Origin of the sequence: Vibrio metoecus (genome assembly GCF_009665255.1) — a bacterium.
Taxonomy (GTDB): domain Bacteria; phylum Pseudomonadota; class Gammaproteobacteria; order Enterobacterales; family Vibrionaceae; genus Vibrio; species Vibrio metoecus_B.
Window position 1 is genome coordinate 1,222,577 of sequence record NZ_CP035686.1, and the last position, 14,589, is coordinate 1,237,165.

Consider the following 14,589-nt stretch of genomic DNA (forward strand, 5'->3'; position numbering starts at 1 on the left):
TCTATTTGTCTCGAAACGGTTGCGTCAGCATTTTATCTAGCCACTGTTCACGTGCTGTACGAAACAGGGGGAGGCCAATCTTCATTCGCTCATGTCCCATTTCGGGTTGCGCAATATAGGTTCTAAACAAGCGATCCCATAGTGAGAGGAAAAAGCCGAAATTAGAATGGGTTTCGTGCACGAATACAGAGTGGTGGACGCGGTGCATATCTGGCGTTACCATCAATAAACGCAGCCATTGATCGGCTTTGTAAGGTAGTTTGGCGTTGCTATGGTTAAACATCGCACTAGCATTTAAGACCACCTCAAAAACCACAACGGCAATCGGGGAAACGCCCAATAACGTCACCGCACCAATTTTAATCCATGCGGAAATGATAATTTCGAGCGGATGAAAACGGCTACCGGTTGTCACATCGATATCTTGGTCGGCATGATGCATACGATGTAGGCGCCATAGCCAAGGAATACGGTGAAACAGCAAGTGCTGCCAATAAATCACGGCATCCAATAGAATAACGGAAACGATTAAAGCTATTGTTGGCGGAATTTCTAACCAGTGGAACAAACCAAATTGATGGTTTTCAGCCCACTGTGCGGCACTAAAAGCGAGAAAAGGCATTAACACGGAAAGCAAAACGCTATTGAAGCTCACCAATCCCAAATTGTTTAACCAACGGACCAGCTTGCTTTGAGATCGTGTTTTCCGCGGATAATTGGATTCCCATAAGGCGCAGATCACCAATACAGCGAAAAAAATGCCTAATCGAACATGTTCAACAGAAACATTCATATTGCTTTCCTTGCTCTTCGTTTATGGCTCACAAACTTTACTGGCGCAAAACCCAAGTGGTCAGTAAAATCGCTGCCATTTTTCAGTCTGTAGTACGCGCCATGAGAATTCACGCTTTTCATCACTTATATCAATATCGCTTAGAACGTTCAACCAAGCCATTTTTAGCGCGAGGTGGCAAGATAAAACGTTGTCCTTACTGTTTAGTTGAGTTAACTCACTGCTTGTGTGAGCATCAGCCCGATATTAAAAGTGACATTGCGGTGCTACTCATTGTGTCCGAAAACGAAGTATTTAAACCCAGCAACACTGGGCGCTTAATTGCAGATACGGTGAAAGAGACCCATGTGTATCAATGGAGTCGTACTGAAGCAAACCCAGAGATGATCGCGTTACTCAGTAATCCTGCCTATTATCCAGTGCTTATTTTCCCTGCGGAAACAGAAGAAGACAAAACTCGTGTGTTAAGCTCTATCCCAACTGAATTTTCAGGCAAAAAACCATTATTGGTATTGATTGATGGCAGTTGGCGTGAAGCGAAGCGCATCTTCCGTAAATCACCGTATCTTGCACCATTGCCTTTGGTATCGGTGGAGCCGGAACGCTTATCGCAATACATCATGCGTAAATCGGAAAATGAACAACACTTGGCCACCGCAGAAGTAGCGTGTTTAGTGTTGGAAATGTTTGGCCAACAACATGTGGCGGATACGTTATCGCTGTGGTTTGAAGCCTTTAAAGAAACCTACCTGATGTGCAAATCGCGCAATAAACCCAACACCGCAAAACCCGCGCTGCATACATGGATTGCACATCAGCAAAGCGAGAGCTGCCTCTAAACTTGACAGTGACGCTGAGCACTTATTGCGCAATCGATGGCATTCGCAGGATAAATACGTGGTTTGTCACGGACTGTTGACAGTGCCTTGTGGATAATACGCGTCACTTTTATGTTTTTTATTTTTCCCCAAGGCTGGGATAGGAAATTGAGGAGAGAAGGCCATGTATTACGGCTTTGATGTTGGCGGAACCAAAATTGAATTTGGTGCGTTCAACGAGCAGTTAGAGCGTGTTGCAACTGAACGTGTACCGACACCGACTGATGATTATGCAAAATTAATCGACACCATCGCGGGGCTGGTACAGAAATACGATGCTCAGTTTGGAGTGGAAGGCACAGTTGGTCTTGGTATTCCGGGAATGGAAGATGCCGACGATGGTTGCGTGTTAACGGTGAACGTACCTGCTGCAAAAGGCAAACCGCTGCGTGCTGATCTGGAAGCGAAACTGGGTCGCACTGTAAAAGTAGAAAACGATGCTAACTGTTTTGCACTCTCCGAAGCTTGGGATGATGAACTAAAAGATGCCACATCCGTTATGGGCCTGATTCTAGGCACTGGCTTTGGCGGTGGTTTGGTTTACCAAGGCAAAATATTTTCAGGCCGTAACCACGTAGCGGGCGAAATTGGTCACATGCGCCTACCGATTGATGCCTGGTTCCATCTTGGTGAAAAAGCGCCATTGCTCAACTGTGGTTGTGGTAACAAAGGTTGTATGGATAACTATCTCTCTGGCCGTGGTTTTGAGCTGTTGTATGAGCACTACTACGGCGAAAAGAAAAAGGCGATTGAGATCATCAACGCACAGAAAGAGGGTGAAGCCAAAGCCGTTGAGCACGTTGAGCGCTTTATGGAGCTGTTGGCGATCTGTTTCGGTAACATCTTTACCGCGAACGATCCACACGTCGTAGTGTTAGGTGGTGGTTTGTCAAACTACGATCTGATTTATGAAGAGATGCCAAAGCGTGTGCCTAAGCATCTGCTCTCTGTTGCGAAATGCCCGAAAATCGTTAAAGCCAAACATGGCGACTCAGGCGGTGTGCGCGGAGCGGCTTTCCTAAACATTAAATAAGTTGAAGATCAACAGAATAAATTAAGGGCTTGCACTGCAAGCCCTTTTCCCTTTCCTACTTGAAGTTGCAGCGGTGTTGGCTGCGTTCATTCACCCCAATCACATAGTTTGTCTATGCTCATGGGGATTCACTCGCTTGCCGGCTACCTGCAACTCCAAGTCGTTTGGGTATTGGTATTTTAAAATTACAGCTAAAGCATATTGGCTTAGCGAGTCGCTTTTGGTTTTTTGCCTACACCAAAATTCTCTTTCGGTTGTAGAGTGATGATGCCAAAACCGAGCTTTTTAAAGTGGTTATCACGGAAGTTACGCACCGATTTAGTATCGGAAATCGCTTCCAGCTGCATCTCCATCTTCAGAAATTCGGTCAAATCAATGCCTTCCGCTTCGGCTACCGCTTCATGAATGTTGTGATGCTTTTCGTATGAGAAAGTCAGCGTTTTCTCTTGGTTTTTGTAGGTATAGATGATGGTACGAGCCATGTTTCTCTCTCAACGCTAAATAAACGGGCTAGATTCTGCCTTGAAGTGGGATGATTGTCACGCTTTCACCGACTTTTACCGTATCAATCGCCGGAGCAATCTCAATCAAGCAGTTCGCTTCACTCATCGAGCGCAAAATTCCCGAACCTTGTTTGCCCGTGGTACGTACTGTCAATTGACCTTGCGCATTGAACGCATAAACCCCACGACTGAACTCGGTTCTACCTTGGCGAGAACGCAGATCTTCCAACGCAAGCGCATTGACTTTCAGTGGTTGCCAACCTTGTTCACCTTGCATTTTACGCAGGGCAGGTTCCACAAAGTTGATGAAAGAAACCATTACCGCGACAGGGTTGCCCGGTAGACCGAAGAAAGGTTTTCCTGCAATCTGACCAAACGCCAGTGGGCGGCCCGGACGCATATTGATCCGCCAAAAATCAATTTGCCCCAGTTTTTCTAGTGCGGATTTGATGAAATCCGCATCACCCACAGAGACACCACCGGAAGTGATCACCATATCCGCCTGTTTTGCCGCTTGCTCAAGCACTTGCATCATTTTAGCCTCGTCATCTTCAATGATGCCGAGATCGATCACTTGGCAGCCGAGCTGTTTGAGTAACCCCGTCAGAGTAAAGCGGTTGGAATCAAAAATAGAGTTGGGCTCAATGTCACCGCCGGGCGCTTGTACTTCATCGCCAGTCGAGAAAATTGCGACTTTAAGCGAGCGGAAAACGTCTGCGTGCGCGAAACCCAGTGACGCCAACATGCCCATTTCTGGAGAAAGCAAACGCTGGCCAGAGTGAAACACCGCTTGGCCTTGCGCCAAATCTTCACCCGCTTGGCGTACGTTTTGCCCTGCTTTGATTTTTGCACCCGCAAAACTCAAAGCATCGCCGTTTTGCGTGGCTTGTTCACGCATGACCACTGTATCGGCACCTTGCGGCATGGGTGCGCCAGTCATAATCTTCACTACTTCGCCGAGCTCAACCGTTTTAGGGTAATGACTGCCAGCTAACACTTCTGCCACTACACGGTAGCTTTCTCTTTCAAGATCATCACTGCGCAGCGCATAACCATCCATCGCTGAGTTGCGATAGGCGGGGACATTGATCGGAGAGTGTACTTCACGCGCCAGTATGCGTTGATGGCACTCTTGAATCGCTACCGATTCTGTCTCTGCCAAAGGCGAAATGAGCGAAAGGATCTTCTCGCGGCCTTGCTCTACAGAAAGGAAAGCAGGAGATAAAGTGTCGCAGCATACCGCTACACTGTTTTTGGAATCTGACACTGTGTGTGGTTGAATGTGCTGCGCGCACCACTTATTGACATAATCCAAAACGAAATCAGCGATCGCATCGAGATCATTAATGTGCATTTGCGGGAGAGCCGTTTCTACCGATTCATCGGCAGCAATCGCAATGATGTTTTCATCGTGAGGGTAAAGCCAAGGTTTTCCGACTTCAGCGCGGTGTAGTTCAATTTTTGGAAAAGCGATATTTTTACAGCCTTCAACCAAAATGACATCCAGCTTCTCGGCATCATATCGAGTCAGCAGATAATCAAACTCCGCTTCGGCATCGGGGGTTTCGGTCATCAGTGCATGACGGTTACGTGAAGCAATCAGCATTTGAGATGCCCCCGCTTTACGTAAGCGATAGCTGTCTTTGCCCGGCTTATCGACATCAAAATCGTGATGTGCATGTTTCAGTAGGCCAATGCGCAAGCCAGCCGCCGTCAGCTTAGGAAGTAGGGCTTCTAATAAGGTCGTTTTTCCGGTTCCAGAATAGGCAGCGAAACCGAGTAATGGCAGGTTAGGGCGTTGAGGATTCTGGTATGCAGAAGCAATCATGGATGTAACGCTCCAAATTGCGCCAACTCTTGTGGCGTATTCAAATTAAAAAAACAGCTCGGTGCATCGCTAAAATCGACGTAAGAGGTATGGCATTCATCGTAAAGCAAGATGATTTTGCGATCGCCGCGGGCTAAAAAGGCGCTGAGTTTGGGTAACACGCGTTTATGAAATAGGGTAAACACAGGTTGCTGATGTTCACCATCATGAGCCACTAAAATATCGCTCTCGGGTTTGACGGCCTGACAGAAACGGGCAACCAAATCATCGCAAATTAACGGGCTATCACAAGGGACAAAACCGACCCAATCGGTTGGAGCATGACATAAACCCGCATGAATGCCGCCTAAAGGACCGGGGTAATCTGGAAACTCATCACTGATCACCGGCGCAAATTGTTGATATTGGCTTTGGTTGCGATTGGCGTTGATGAGCAAAGTCGGGCTTTGCGGTGCCAGCTTATCGATCACATGTTGAATCAGTGGCTGACCATTCAACTGGATCAGCCCTTTGTCTTGTCCACCCATGCGGCTGGCTTGTCCGCCAGCAAGAATCACCCAGCTAGTGTCCGAAGGTTGAAGTGTGGGAAGTGTCTGTGTGGTTGTCATTTTTTTCTTTCACAATCTGCAGCAAGGGCGACTCTGTCAGTTGACGATCTTTAATCCACCACTGTTTTTTACACAGCGCCGTGAGGGCGTTGGTTTGGTGGCTGGTGATCACAAGACTGGAGCCGCGCTCTAATAAATCTCGCGCCATTATAACCAATCTCTCAATAGATTCCTGATCCAATGACGCACTCGGTTCATCCATCAGTAAAATCGAAGGCTTGAGGATCCACGCTCGCGCCATCGCCACGCGCTGTTTTTCTCCACCTGAGAGCACAGAAATATGCTCATCGGCCAGAGTTTCTAATCCCACCATACGCAGGGCTTTGATCACTTGCGCTCGTTTTTCATGCGCAGACAAGCCACTGAAACGAATGCCGTACACCACATTTTGATAAACCGTGTCATCAAACAGATAGGGGCTTTGATGAAGATAGACAACTTCTGAGGTCGCGGAAGTCAAAAACAAGCGTTGCCACCAAGGTTTTCGGCCAAGTACCTTGCCGCTGCTCGGTTGTAATAGGCCTGCGAGAATTTTCAACAGGGTGGTTTTGCCCACACCGTTGTCGCCCTTCAGGTAAATGGCATCATTGGGGCCAATCGAGATCTCTGGAATATGAAATAACACGCGATCTTTAAAACGCATGGAAAACTGCTGTGCGGTAAGTTTGATCGTCATGATTGGCCTTATGTCCTTAAATAGCCTTTGCCCCGTAGCGAAGAGAGCAGAAAGTTAAGCCCTAATGCCAACGCAAGTAGTACCATACCAAGCGCCACACCCTGCGCAAAAGCGCCTTTATTGCTTTCCAATGAAATGGCCGTTGGGATATTGCGGGTCAAGCCCATGATATTGCCACCGACCATCATTGAGCAGCCGACTTCGGTCACGATACGGGAAAAACCCGCGATGGTGGCGGCCATTAAAGGAAAGCGCGCTTCCCAGACTAAGGTTGCAAAGAGTCTAGGTACGGAAGCTCCCAGCGTCATTGAAGTTTCGAGTGAGCGACGATCGGTCGATTGCAACGCACCATGCATCATGGCAACCAGAATCGGAAAACAGATCAGTGCTTGGCCTAAAATCATCGCTTGTTGGGTAAACAGCATCTGCCAATCACCGAGTGGGCCTGCGCGCGAGAGCAACATATATAGCAGCAAACCGATCACGACAGTCGGAACCGCTTGCAAGGTGTTGATCAGCGAAAGCAGAGTCCATTTACCGTGAAAGTTGGTGTACGCCAACACAAAAGAGAGCACCACGGCGGGTATCAGTACCAACGAAATCGCAGTCAGCGAGACGCTAAAGGAGACCGCAACGATCTCCCATAGCTTAGCGTCTAGACTCACCAACAGATGCAAAGCATCAAGAGTTGTTTGCCAAAGACTCATGAGTGATTACTGTTTGTCCGCATTGGCAACAAAGAGTTGTTGGCCATTCACTTTGTAATCGTTAATCAATTGCTGACCTTTAGGGTTCACCAGCCAATCACTAAATACTTTAGCGGCTTGGTATTGAGTTGTAGGGTAACGCTCAGGGTTGACAATGATCACTTGGTAAGGGTTAAACAGCTGCTCATCACCTTCAAACAGCACTTTGAGATCCAGCTTATTGTTGTAAGCCAGCCAAGTACCACGATCGGTTAGGGTATAAGCCTGCATTTCAGACGCCATGTTCAGCGTTGGACCCATGCCTTGACCAATTGAGCGGTAGCCACCGAAATTTGGTTCGATTTTGTTTTGTGCCCAAATACCGAGTTCTTTCTTGTGTGTGCCTGAGTCATCACCGCGTGAAATGAACACCGCGCCGCTCTTAGCGATATTTTCAAACACTTTAGCGATGCTTTTTTCATCCGCAATTTTTGCTGGATCACTTTCTGGGCCAACCACCACAAAGTCGTTGTACATCAGTTTACGTGGTAGAACACCGTAACCTGCTTCTACAAAACTGGCTTCCGCTTTCGGTGCATGGGTCATCACCAAATCCACATCGCCATTTTCGCCCATTTTCAGTGCTTTACCTGTACCTGTGGCGATCACATCTACTTTATAGCCCGTATCTTGCTCAAATTTTGGCAGGAGGTAATCAAGCAAGCCAGAGTCGTAAGTACTGGTGGTGGTCGCAAGACGAATACGAGTGTCATCGGCACTGGAAGCCGAGTAACTGACCAAAATTAACGAAGCTGCAGCTAAGGTAAAAGTCGTTTTTTTCATTGTGAATTCCATGACTATGTTGATTGTGTGTTTGATTCCGCGATATCTGTCGCTTAATGCATTGATATAACCGAATGAAATCAATTGCTGATAAGTGTATGCGAAAGGGGGATATTGCAAATGGGATGCCAACATCATTCTGGGCAATTCAAGATAAAATTCCCCCTAAAAAGTAGGCTGATCAGGAAGATTTTGTCTAAATTGAGTGACAGATAAATAGTGGTGGGACAAAATGTCGCAAATTAGTCATAGCCAATGTAAGGTTAATTGAGTCGTTCTGTCTCAATGAGTTATGGAATTTCCCTATGTCACAAGCCTTGGATCTCAACCAAACACATTTATATCAGCCGTTCTCCGTTTTAGTCGTCGATGATGAAATCGGCATGCAAATGGTGCTTAAAAAAGCACTGAGCAAATGGTTTTCGCGTGTAGATTCGGCTGGCAGCATTGAAGAGGCGGAAGAGTTGCGCAGCCAGCAACATTACGACTTGCTGATTTTAGACATCAATTTGCCCGGACGTTCTGGCATTGAATGGGAAGAAGCCTTTACCGACCAAGATCACCGAGCGGATGTGATTTTTATGACTGGCTATGCTGATCTCGATACCGCCATCAGTGCTCTCAAACTGGGGGCAAGCGATTTTATCCTCAAGCCATTTAACCTTGAGCAGATGCTGCAAGCTGTACAACGCTGTATGAATAAGCGCTTGAATGAGCGTTTGCAATATGCTTTGCAGCGTGACTTTCAACGCCCCTGTACTACGCAAATCATCGGTAGCTCAGTACAAACTGAGTTACTGAAACAGCATATTGTTCAGTTTGCTCCGTCACGCGCTTCGGTGCTGATTGAAGGCGAATCGGGAACGGGCAAAGAGTTGGTTGCACGCGGTATTCATGAAGCAAGTGGTCGCCAAGGTCCTTTTGTGCCAATCAACTGTGGTGCGATTGCGCCAGAACTGCTGGAAAGTGAACTGTTTGGGCACACCTCTGGGGCATTTACCGGCGCGAAAAAGAGTCGTGAAGGTCTGTTTCGCGTGGCTAACGGCGGCACTCTGTTTTTGGATGAAATCGGCGAAATGCCACTCACTATGCAAGCCTCGCTATTACGGGTTTTAGAACAACGCGCGGTGCGTCCAGTGGGTTCGGAAAAAGAGGTGAGTGTAGACGTGCGAGTGGTGGCTGCCACCAACCGCAATTTGCAACAAGAAGTTGAAAATGGCCGTTTCCGCGGCGATCTTTACTACCGGCTTAATGTGCTGAAAATCGAAGTGAGCCCACTGCGTGAGCGCAAGCAAGATCTGCACGAACTGCTGCCGTTTTTCACCAAAATGCTCTGTGCGGAACTGGGGATGCCAATGCCTAAATGGGCGTATGAAGATATCTCTTCGATGCAAGACTATGATTGGCCGGGCAATATTCGCGAGTTGAAAAACTTAATTGAGCGCTGCTTGTTATTGGGCAAACCGCCTGCGCATTATTGGCGAGAGCTCAATGGTCTGCCTATTTATGCAGAACCTGAGGTGACAATGTCACCAAATTTCAGTGCCAACGCATCCTCTAGTGACAATGTCACGCAACCCGGCTTAGGATATCCTAACGATTGGCCTCTGCGTGCCGTAGAAAAAGCACATATTCAACAAATTGTGGCGCTGTATGAGGGAAATAAATCGGCCGCCGCCCGCGATTTAGGCGTGGCTCGTAAAACGCTAGAGCGTAAATACAAAGAGTGGGAAAGCGAGGATCTCAGCCATGAAAGCTAAATGGGCTTGGTGGCAAAAATGGCGACACCGTTTTAAAACCACCGTACGCTATCGGCTGTGGATTCTGACCTCAGCGCCGATTTTTCTCACACTGCTGGCGCTGATTGCGATCACCATTTACTGGTCACTGCACTACACCTGGAACAGCGCTTTAATTGATGTGTCTGAGCGGTTAGGCGTGGCGCAAAACAGTGTAACTCTGCTGCAACAGAAACAAGCCAATCACGTGCGAGCCTTTGCGGAATCGTACGATTTTCGCAAGCGTCTGCAAGAGGCGGAAACGCTCAGTACCTTGCCGCGTTGGGTGCAAAATCAAAAAAATCGCTATGGCTTAGATTTCTTAAGTTTTGAGCGCGTGGATAGCTTAGAGCAGAAGTTTCGCTATCTCGATCTCACCAAGCGTGAATCCTTCTTTGATGTACTTAGTGCCGATGAGCTAGAAAAGCTCGATCCCGATTTAGTCAAGCAAGCGCAAATCCCGATTCTTAATTCTCAACAGATCGAAACTCGGGGATTAGTCAGTCGTACCGTGATTCCAGTGCGCAATGACTTCGGTGACATCATAGGTTTTTTGGATGGTGGTTTATTGCTCAACAACAGCACAACCTTAGTCGATCAAATTCGAGATCTTATCTACCCAAGCCATCAAGACCTGCTTCGCCCAACGGGCACTTTAACTCTTTTTTTGGATGACTTACGAGTTAGCACCAACGTACCACTGAATAGCACAATTCACGCTGGGCGCGCGATAGGCACACGGGTGTCATCCGAAGTGTTTAACCAAGTGCTCAAAGGTGGTCAGCAGTGGGTTAATCTGGCGTATGTGTATGATGCTTGGTACATCACCGCGTATCAGCCGATTCGCGATCAATACAATAACGAAATTGGCATGCTGTACACCGGCTATTTAATGTGGCCGTTTTTAAAAACCTATGTCACCAATATTTTAGAAGTCGGGATCACCACGCTTTTCCTGCTGGTGATTTCAGGCCTGTTTGTGTACCGCGGCTCGCGCGATCTGTTTCGTCCTATCGAGCGCATTCACCGTGTAGTGAAAATGGTGCAACTTGGTAAAAACCAACGTATCGGGCAACTTGGGCTTGATGACAAACACGAACTCGCACAGCTTGCCAAACAGTTCGACAACATGTTGGATCAGTTGCAGCAGCGTAACGAAGAAATCGTACAAGCCGCGCATGAGTTAGAAGAAAAAGTGCAATCGCGCACCGCCAGTTTGCAAGAGAAAACCGCGCAGCTTGAACACCACATTGCCTTGCTTAACCAAACGCGCAATAAGTTAGTGGTGCATGAAAAACTGGCGGCACTTGGTGAGCTAACCGCTGGGATTGCCCATGAAATCAATAACCCTACCGCCGTGATTCTCGGTAATACCGAGTTAATTCGTTTTGAGCTTGGTGCTGACGCGAGCAGAGTCGAAGAGGAAATTGATGCCATCTTGCTGCAAATTGAGCGGATCCGAAACATCACCCGCAGCTTGTTGCAATACAGTCGCCAAGGTGGTGTGCAGGACGAAATCACTTGGCAGCACGTCAATCCGATCATTGATGAGAGTATTACCTTAGTCAAAACCGGTTCGAAAAAGCGCGATATTGAATTTGTGCTGGAACTGAAAGCGCACAATTCGGTAGAGGTCAATCGCCATCAACTGCTGCAAATTCTGGTTAACCTACAGATGAACGCGATTCATGCCATGAACGGCAAAGGTCGTATCACTATTCGTAGCGAAGATTGGGTTGAAGAGGGGCAAAACCGCGGTGCGGTGATCCATATTGAAGATCGAGGTTGTGGCATTAAGCCAGAAAACCTCAAACGTATTTTCGATCCGTTTTATACCACCAAACGTGAGGGGACAGGGCTTGGGCTTTCGGTTTCACAAAGTTTGCTTAGCCAGTCTGGCGGAGAAATTAAAGTGCAGTCTGAATTGGGCGTGGGTAGCACTTTCAGTATCTTCCTACCTTCCAAAAATGAAGCGAAACTTCGCGAGACCTTGCTGCTTCAATAATCCCCCTACGAAAAGCTCGTTATTTTGTTGGTCATTTCACTTGAGATGACTGACTTTCATGCGCGTTATGCAAATCAGGGCTTGTAGTCTGGGCGCTGAACAAGTAACGTTGCGCAGATTTTTCTATTTGTGATCCCTGTCAGCTTAATTTAGCCACTCGAAGTGCGCCGTTTTAAGTGGGCGGGAATGTTAACGCACTAAGGTACAGGCTTTGATTTCTACAGCGAATATCACTCAACAATTTGGCGCTAAGCCACTGTTTGAAAACATTTCAGTTAAGTTTGGCGAAGGTAATCGCTACGGTCTAATCGGGGCAAATGGCTGCGGTAAATCCACCTTCATGAAAATCCTCAGTGGTGAGCTCGAACCAAGTGGCGGTAACGTAAGCTACGATCCAAACGAGCGCGTTGCCAAGCTGAATCAGGATCAGTTTGCGTACGAAGAGTTCACGGTAATCGACACCGTTATCATGGGTCACAAAGAGTTGTGGAAGGTAAAACAAGAGCGTGACCGTATTTATGCGCTACCAGAAATGACCGAAGAAGATGGTATGCGTGTTGCCGATCTCGAAGTGGAATTCGCTGAGATGGATGGCTACATGGCGGAATCTAAAGCGGGTGAACTGCTGCTGGCGGTAGGTATTCCTCTTGAGCAACATTACGGCTTGATGAGCAGTGTGGCTCCGGGTTGGAAACTGCGTGTGCTGCTGGCGCAAATCCTGTTTGCAGACCCAGATATCATGCTGCTTGACGAACCGACCAACAACTTGGACATCGACACCATTCGCTGGTTGGAAGATACGCTGAATGCACGTAACTGCACCATGATCATCATCTCGCATGATCGCCACTTCTTAAATTCAGTGTGTACCCACATGGCTGACTTGGATTACGGTGAGCTGCGTATTTACCCAGGCAACTACGACGAATACATGACCGCGGCCACTCAAGCGCGTGAGCGTCTGTTGTCTGATAACGCGAAGAAGAAAGCGCAAATTGCTGAGCTACAAACCTTCGTAGCGCGCTTCTCGGCGAACGCATCGAAAGCCAAACAAGCGACTTCTCGCGCAAGACAGATTGATAAGATCAAACTGGATGAAGTGAAGGCATCTAGCCGTCAGAACCCGTTCATTCGTTTTGAACAATCGAAAGAGCTGTTCCGTAACGCCCTGATTGTGGAAAACCTCAGCCAAGGTTTTGATCATGACCTGTTCAGCAACTTCAACGCAATTTTTGAAGTGGGTGAGCGTGTCGCTATTATCGGTGAGAACGGTGCGGGTAAAACGACACTGCTGAACACGCTAGCGGGTGTACTTGAGCCACGTAGCGGTATGTACAAGTGGTCTGAAAACTCGAACATTGGTTACTACGCACAAGACCACGCTCACGAGTTTGCCGAAGATCTGAACTTGATGGAGTGGATGGGTCAGTGGCGTCAAGAAGGCGATGACGAGCAAGTGGTGCGCAGCTTCTTGGGTCGTATGCTGTTTGGCCAAGATGACATCAAGAAATCCGTGAAGGTGCTGTCGGGTGGTGAGCAAGGTCGTATGTTGCTTGGCAAACTGATGATGCACAAGCCAAACATGCTGCTGCTCGATGAGCCTACCAACCACATGGATATGGAATCGATCGAGTCTTTGAACAACGCCTTAGAGCAATACAAAGGCACGCTGTTCTTTGTATCGCACGACCGTGTATTCGTAGACTCACTGGCAACCCGCATCATCGAAATTCGTGATGGCAAAATCACTGACTTCAAAGGCACTTACGCTGAGTTCCTGAAATCACGTGGCGTTGAAGGCTAAGTTTCCTAAGCCAATATTCTGCATGCAAAATAATACTAAGAGCCTCTATGTGAGGCTCTTTTGCTATCCGAAAAACGTTCAAACCTTTTATCGTGCGAAAATGTTGCTATGCCTCTTCACTGTGACCTTTCACATCAAACACCACTTTGTCTGCGCCACTGTAAACGTGGAACCGACGACCAGAAGCGCGAGCAATCGTGGTAATGCCAAAACGTTGCGCAAGCTCAAGCCCCATTTGAGTCACACCCGAGCGCGATAGCAGCACAGGAATCCCCATTTGCGCCACTTTAATCACCATTTCAGAAGTTAAACGACCGGTGGTGTAAAAAATTTTGTCATCACCACGCATGTCATTCAGCCACATTTCACCCGCCAAGGTATCCACGGCGTTATGGCGACCGACATCTTCCACAAAAGAGATCACCCGATCCTCTTGGCAAATTGCGCAGCCATGCACCGCGCCGGCTTTTTTGTAGGTGTCGTTGTAGTGAGTTAAGGCCTCCAATGCAGCGTAGATTTGTGACTGTTTAATTGGCTGCTGTGGCACTTGGTAATTCTCAAGCTGCTTCATCACGTTGCCATACATGGTGCCTTGGCCACAGCCGGAGGTGACGGTTTTTTTCTTCAGCGCCGACTCTAAATGGTCAATGTTTTCACGCGTAACCACCGCGGCCGAATGAGTTTCCCAATCGATGATGATGGAATCGAGCGCTTCAGGATCGGAAATAAAACTTTGGTTCTTCAGATAACCTAGCACTAAAGCTTCTGGCCGCGAACCGAGCGTCATCAAGGTCACTATCTCTTTCCAGTTGAGCAGAACAGTGAGAGGGCGTTCACAGGCGATCGATTTCACCAGTTTTTCGCCGTATTCGTCATACACTTCAACTTCAATGGTTTGCAGAGGATTTTCGCTGGTTTTGATGATGGAAGGTTTAGCCACTCTGGATTCCTGTGTGATGCTCGCTTTATTCACCGCCGATCTGTGAATGCAGATCTTGCGGTAGAGCGAATAAGAAAAAGTGCCGTCAATGTAGCAAAAAGGGTGCCGAATCAAAAACAAACTGAACAAAAGTGATGATGTCGCTCTACTTAAAGCAAGGTACTGGTACCCATGGCGCAATTATTGCTTTAATTTCAACTCTGATTGTTAATTT

The 14,589-nt window shown here is 47.6% G+C and carries 13 protein-coding genes; 5 read left to right on the plus strand and 8 right to left on the minus strand.

From position 1 onward, the window contains the following. Position 1: 1 nt before the first annotated feature. Positions 2-793, minus strand: coding sequence for a sterol desaturase family protein (locus tag EPB59_RS05585; protein ID WP_154171788.1), 792 nt, complete (start codon positions 791-793; stop codon positions 2-4). A gap of 101 nt (positions 794-894) precedes the next feature. Between EPB59_RS05585 and EPB59_RS05590 the strand changes: the two genes are divergently transcribed. Further along, positions 895-1,632, plus strand: a complete 738-nt coding sequence (locus EPB59_RS05590) for a tRNA-uridine aminocarboxypropyltransferase (protein ID WP_154173187.1) — start codon at positions 895-897, stop codon at positions 1,630-1,632. Positions 1,633-1,795: 163 nt separating this feature from the next. Then, positions 1,796-2,704 (plus strand): N-acetylglucosamine kinase, encoded by a 909-nt coding sequence (nagK, locus tag EPB59_RS05595; protein WP_154171789.1) that lies wholly within the window; start codon positions 1,796-1,798, stop codon positions 2,702-2,704. A 206-nt stretch (positions 2,705-2,910) separates the two neighbouring features. Here the strand turns inward: nagK and EPB59_RS05600 are convergent, their stop codons facing one another. Genes EPB59_RS05600 through EPB59_RS05625 form a run of 6 tightly spaced genes read right to left on the minus strand, consistent with a single transcriptional unit; the run spans position 2,911 to position 7,848 of the window. Further along, the gene (locus tag EPB59_RS05600) at positions 2,911-3,186 is read right to left on the minus strand and encodes a DUF2960 domain-containing protein (RefSeq protein ID WP_000124575.1); all 276 of its coding nucleotides are present in this window, start codon (positions 3,184-3,186) and stop codon (positions 2,911-2,913) included. A 28-nt stretch (positions 3,187-3,214) separates the two neighbouring features. Beyond that, entirely contained in the window at positions 3,215-5,035 is a 1,821-nt protein-coding gene (locus EPB59_RS05605) for a bifunctional molybdopterin-guanine dinucleotide biosynthesis adaptor protein MobB/molybdopterin molybdotransferase MoeA (protein ID WP_154171790.1), read from the minus strand. Continuing rightward, the gene (mobA, locus tag EPB59_RS05610) at positions 5,032-5,643 is read right to left on the minus strand and encodes a molybdenum cofactor guanylyltransferase MobA (protein WP_032471412.1); all 612 of its coding nucleotides are present in this window, start codon (positions 5,641-5,643) and stop codon (positions 5,032-5,034) included. Before mobA ends, EPB59_RS05605 begins: the two co-directional genes overlap by 4 nt. After that, positions 5,597-6,319 (minus strand): energy-coupling factor ABC transporter ATP-binding protein, encoded by a 723-nt coding sequence (locus EPB59_RS05615; RefSeq protein ID WP_154171791.1) that lies wholly within the window; start codon positions 6,317-6,319, stop codon positions 5,597-5,599. The genes mobA and EPB59_RS05615 overlap by 47 nt, the downstream gene beginning before the upstream one ends. Positions 6,320-6,327: 8 nt before the next feature. Then, positions 6,328-7,026, minus strand: a complete 699-nt coding sequence (locus tag EPB59_RS05620) for an ABC transporter permease (protein WP_154171792.1) — start codon at positions 7,024-7,026, stop codon at positions 6,328-6,330. A 6-nt stretch (positions 7,027-7,032) separates the two neighbouring features. Then, a complete protein-coding gene (locus tag EPB59_RS05625) occupies positions 7,033-7,848 on the minus strand; it encodes a substrate-binding domain-containing protein (protein WP_000753835.1) in 816 nt (271 codons plus the stop codon). Positions 7,849-8,153: 305 nt separating this feature from the next. Here EPB59_RS05625 and EPB59_RS05630 point away from each other — a divergent pair, with 305 nt between their 5' ends. From EPB59_RS05630 to EPB59_RS05640, 3 genes are all read left to right on the plus strand, one after another. Further along, entirely contained in the window at positions 8,154-9,608 is a 1,455-nt protein-coding gene (locus tag EPB59_RS05630) for a sigma-54-dependent transcriptional regulator (protein ID WP_154171793.1), read from the plus strand. Further along, positions 9,598-11,631: a sensor histidine kinase gene (locus tag EPB59_RS05635; RefSeq protein WP_154171794.1), complete on the plus strand. Its 2,034-nt coding sequence runs from the start codon at positions 9,598-9,600 to the stop codon at positions 11,629-11,631. The genes EPB59_RS05630 and EPB59_RS05635 overlap by 11 nt, the downstream gene beginning before the upstream one ends. 211 nt (positions 11,632-11,842) lie before the next feature. After that, positions 11,843-13,435, plus strand: coding sequence for an ABC-F family ATPase (locus tag EPB59_RS05640; protein ID WP_041048394.1), 1,593 nt, complete (start codon positions 11,843-11,845; stop codon positions 13,433-13,435). A gap of 106 nt (positions 13,436-13,541) precedes the next feature. Here EPB59_RS05640 and EPB59_RS05645 read toward each other — a convergent pair whose 3' ends face one another. Continuing rightward, positions 13,542-14,375 carry a formate dehydrogenase accessory sulfurtransferase FdhD gene (locus tag EPB59_RS05645; protein ID WP_154171795.1) on the minus strand — a complete coding sequence of 278 codons (834 nt, stop codon included), beginning with the start codon at positions 14,373-14,375 and terminating at the stop codon, positions 13,542-13,544. Positions 14,376-14,589 lie beyond the last annotated feature (214 nt).

Bases quoted from the DNA above. Each gene is read 5' to 3' on its own strand.
- EPB59_RS05585 (WP_154171788.1), bottom strand. From the start codon at position 793: ATGAATGTTTCTGTTGAACATGTTCGATTAGGCATTTTTTTCGCTGTA.
- EPB59_RS05590 (WP_154173187.1), top strand. From the start codon at position 895: ATGAGAATTCACGCTTTTCATCACTTATATCAATATCGCTTAGAACGT.
- nagK (WP_154171789.1), top strand. From the start codon at position 1,796: ATGTATTACGGCTTTGATGTTGGCGGAACCAAAATTGAATTTGGTGCG.
- EPB59_RS05600 (WP_000124575.1), bottom strand. From the start codon at position 3,186: ATGGCTCGTACCATCATCTATACCTACAAAAACCAAGAGAAAACGCTG.
- EPB59_RS05605 (WP_154171790.1), bottom strand. From the start codon at position 5,035: ATGATTGCTTCTGCATACCAGAATCCTCAACGCCCTAACCTGCCATTA.
- mobA (WP_032471412.1), bottom strand. From the start codon at position 5,643: ATGACAACCACACAGACACTTCCCACACTTCAACCTTCGGACACTAGC.
- EPB59_RS05615 (WP_154171791.1), bottom strand. From the start codon at position 6,319: ATGACGATCAAACTTACCGCACAGCAGTTTTCCATGCGTTTTAAAGAT.
- EPB59_RS05620 (WP_154171792.1), bottom strand. From the start codon at position 7,026: ATGAGTCTTTGGCAAACAACTCTTGATGCTTTGCATCTGTTGGTGAGT.
- EPB59_RS05625 (WP_000753835.1), bottom strand. From the start codon at position 7,848: ATGAAAAAAACGACTTTTACCTTAGCTGCAGCTTCGTTAATTTTGGTC.
- EPB59_RS05630 (WP_154171793.1), top strand. From the start codon at position 8,154: ATGTCACAAGCCTTGGATCTCAACCAAACACATTTATATCAGCCGTTC.
- EPB59_RS05635 (WP_154171794.1), top strand. From the start codon at position 9,598: ATGAAAGCTAAATGGGCTTGGTGGCAAAAATGGCGACACCGTTTTAAA.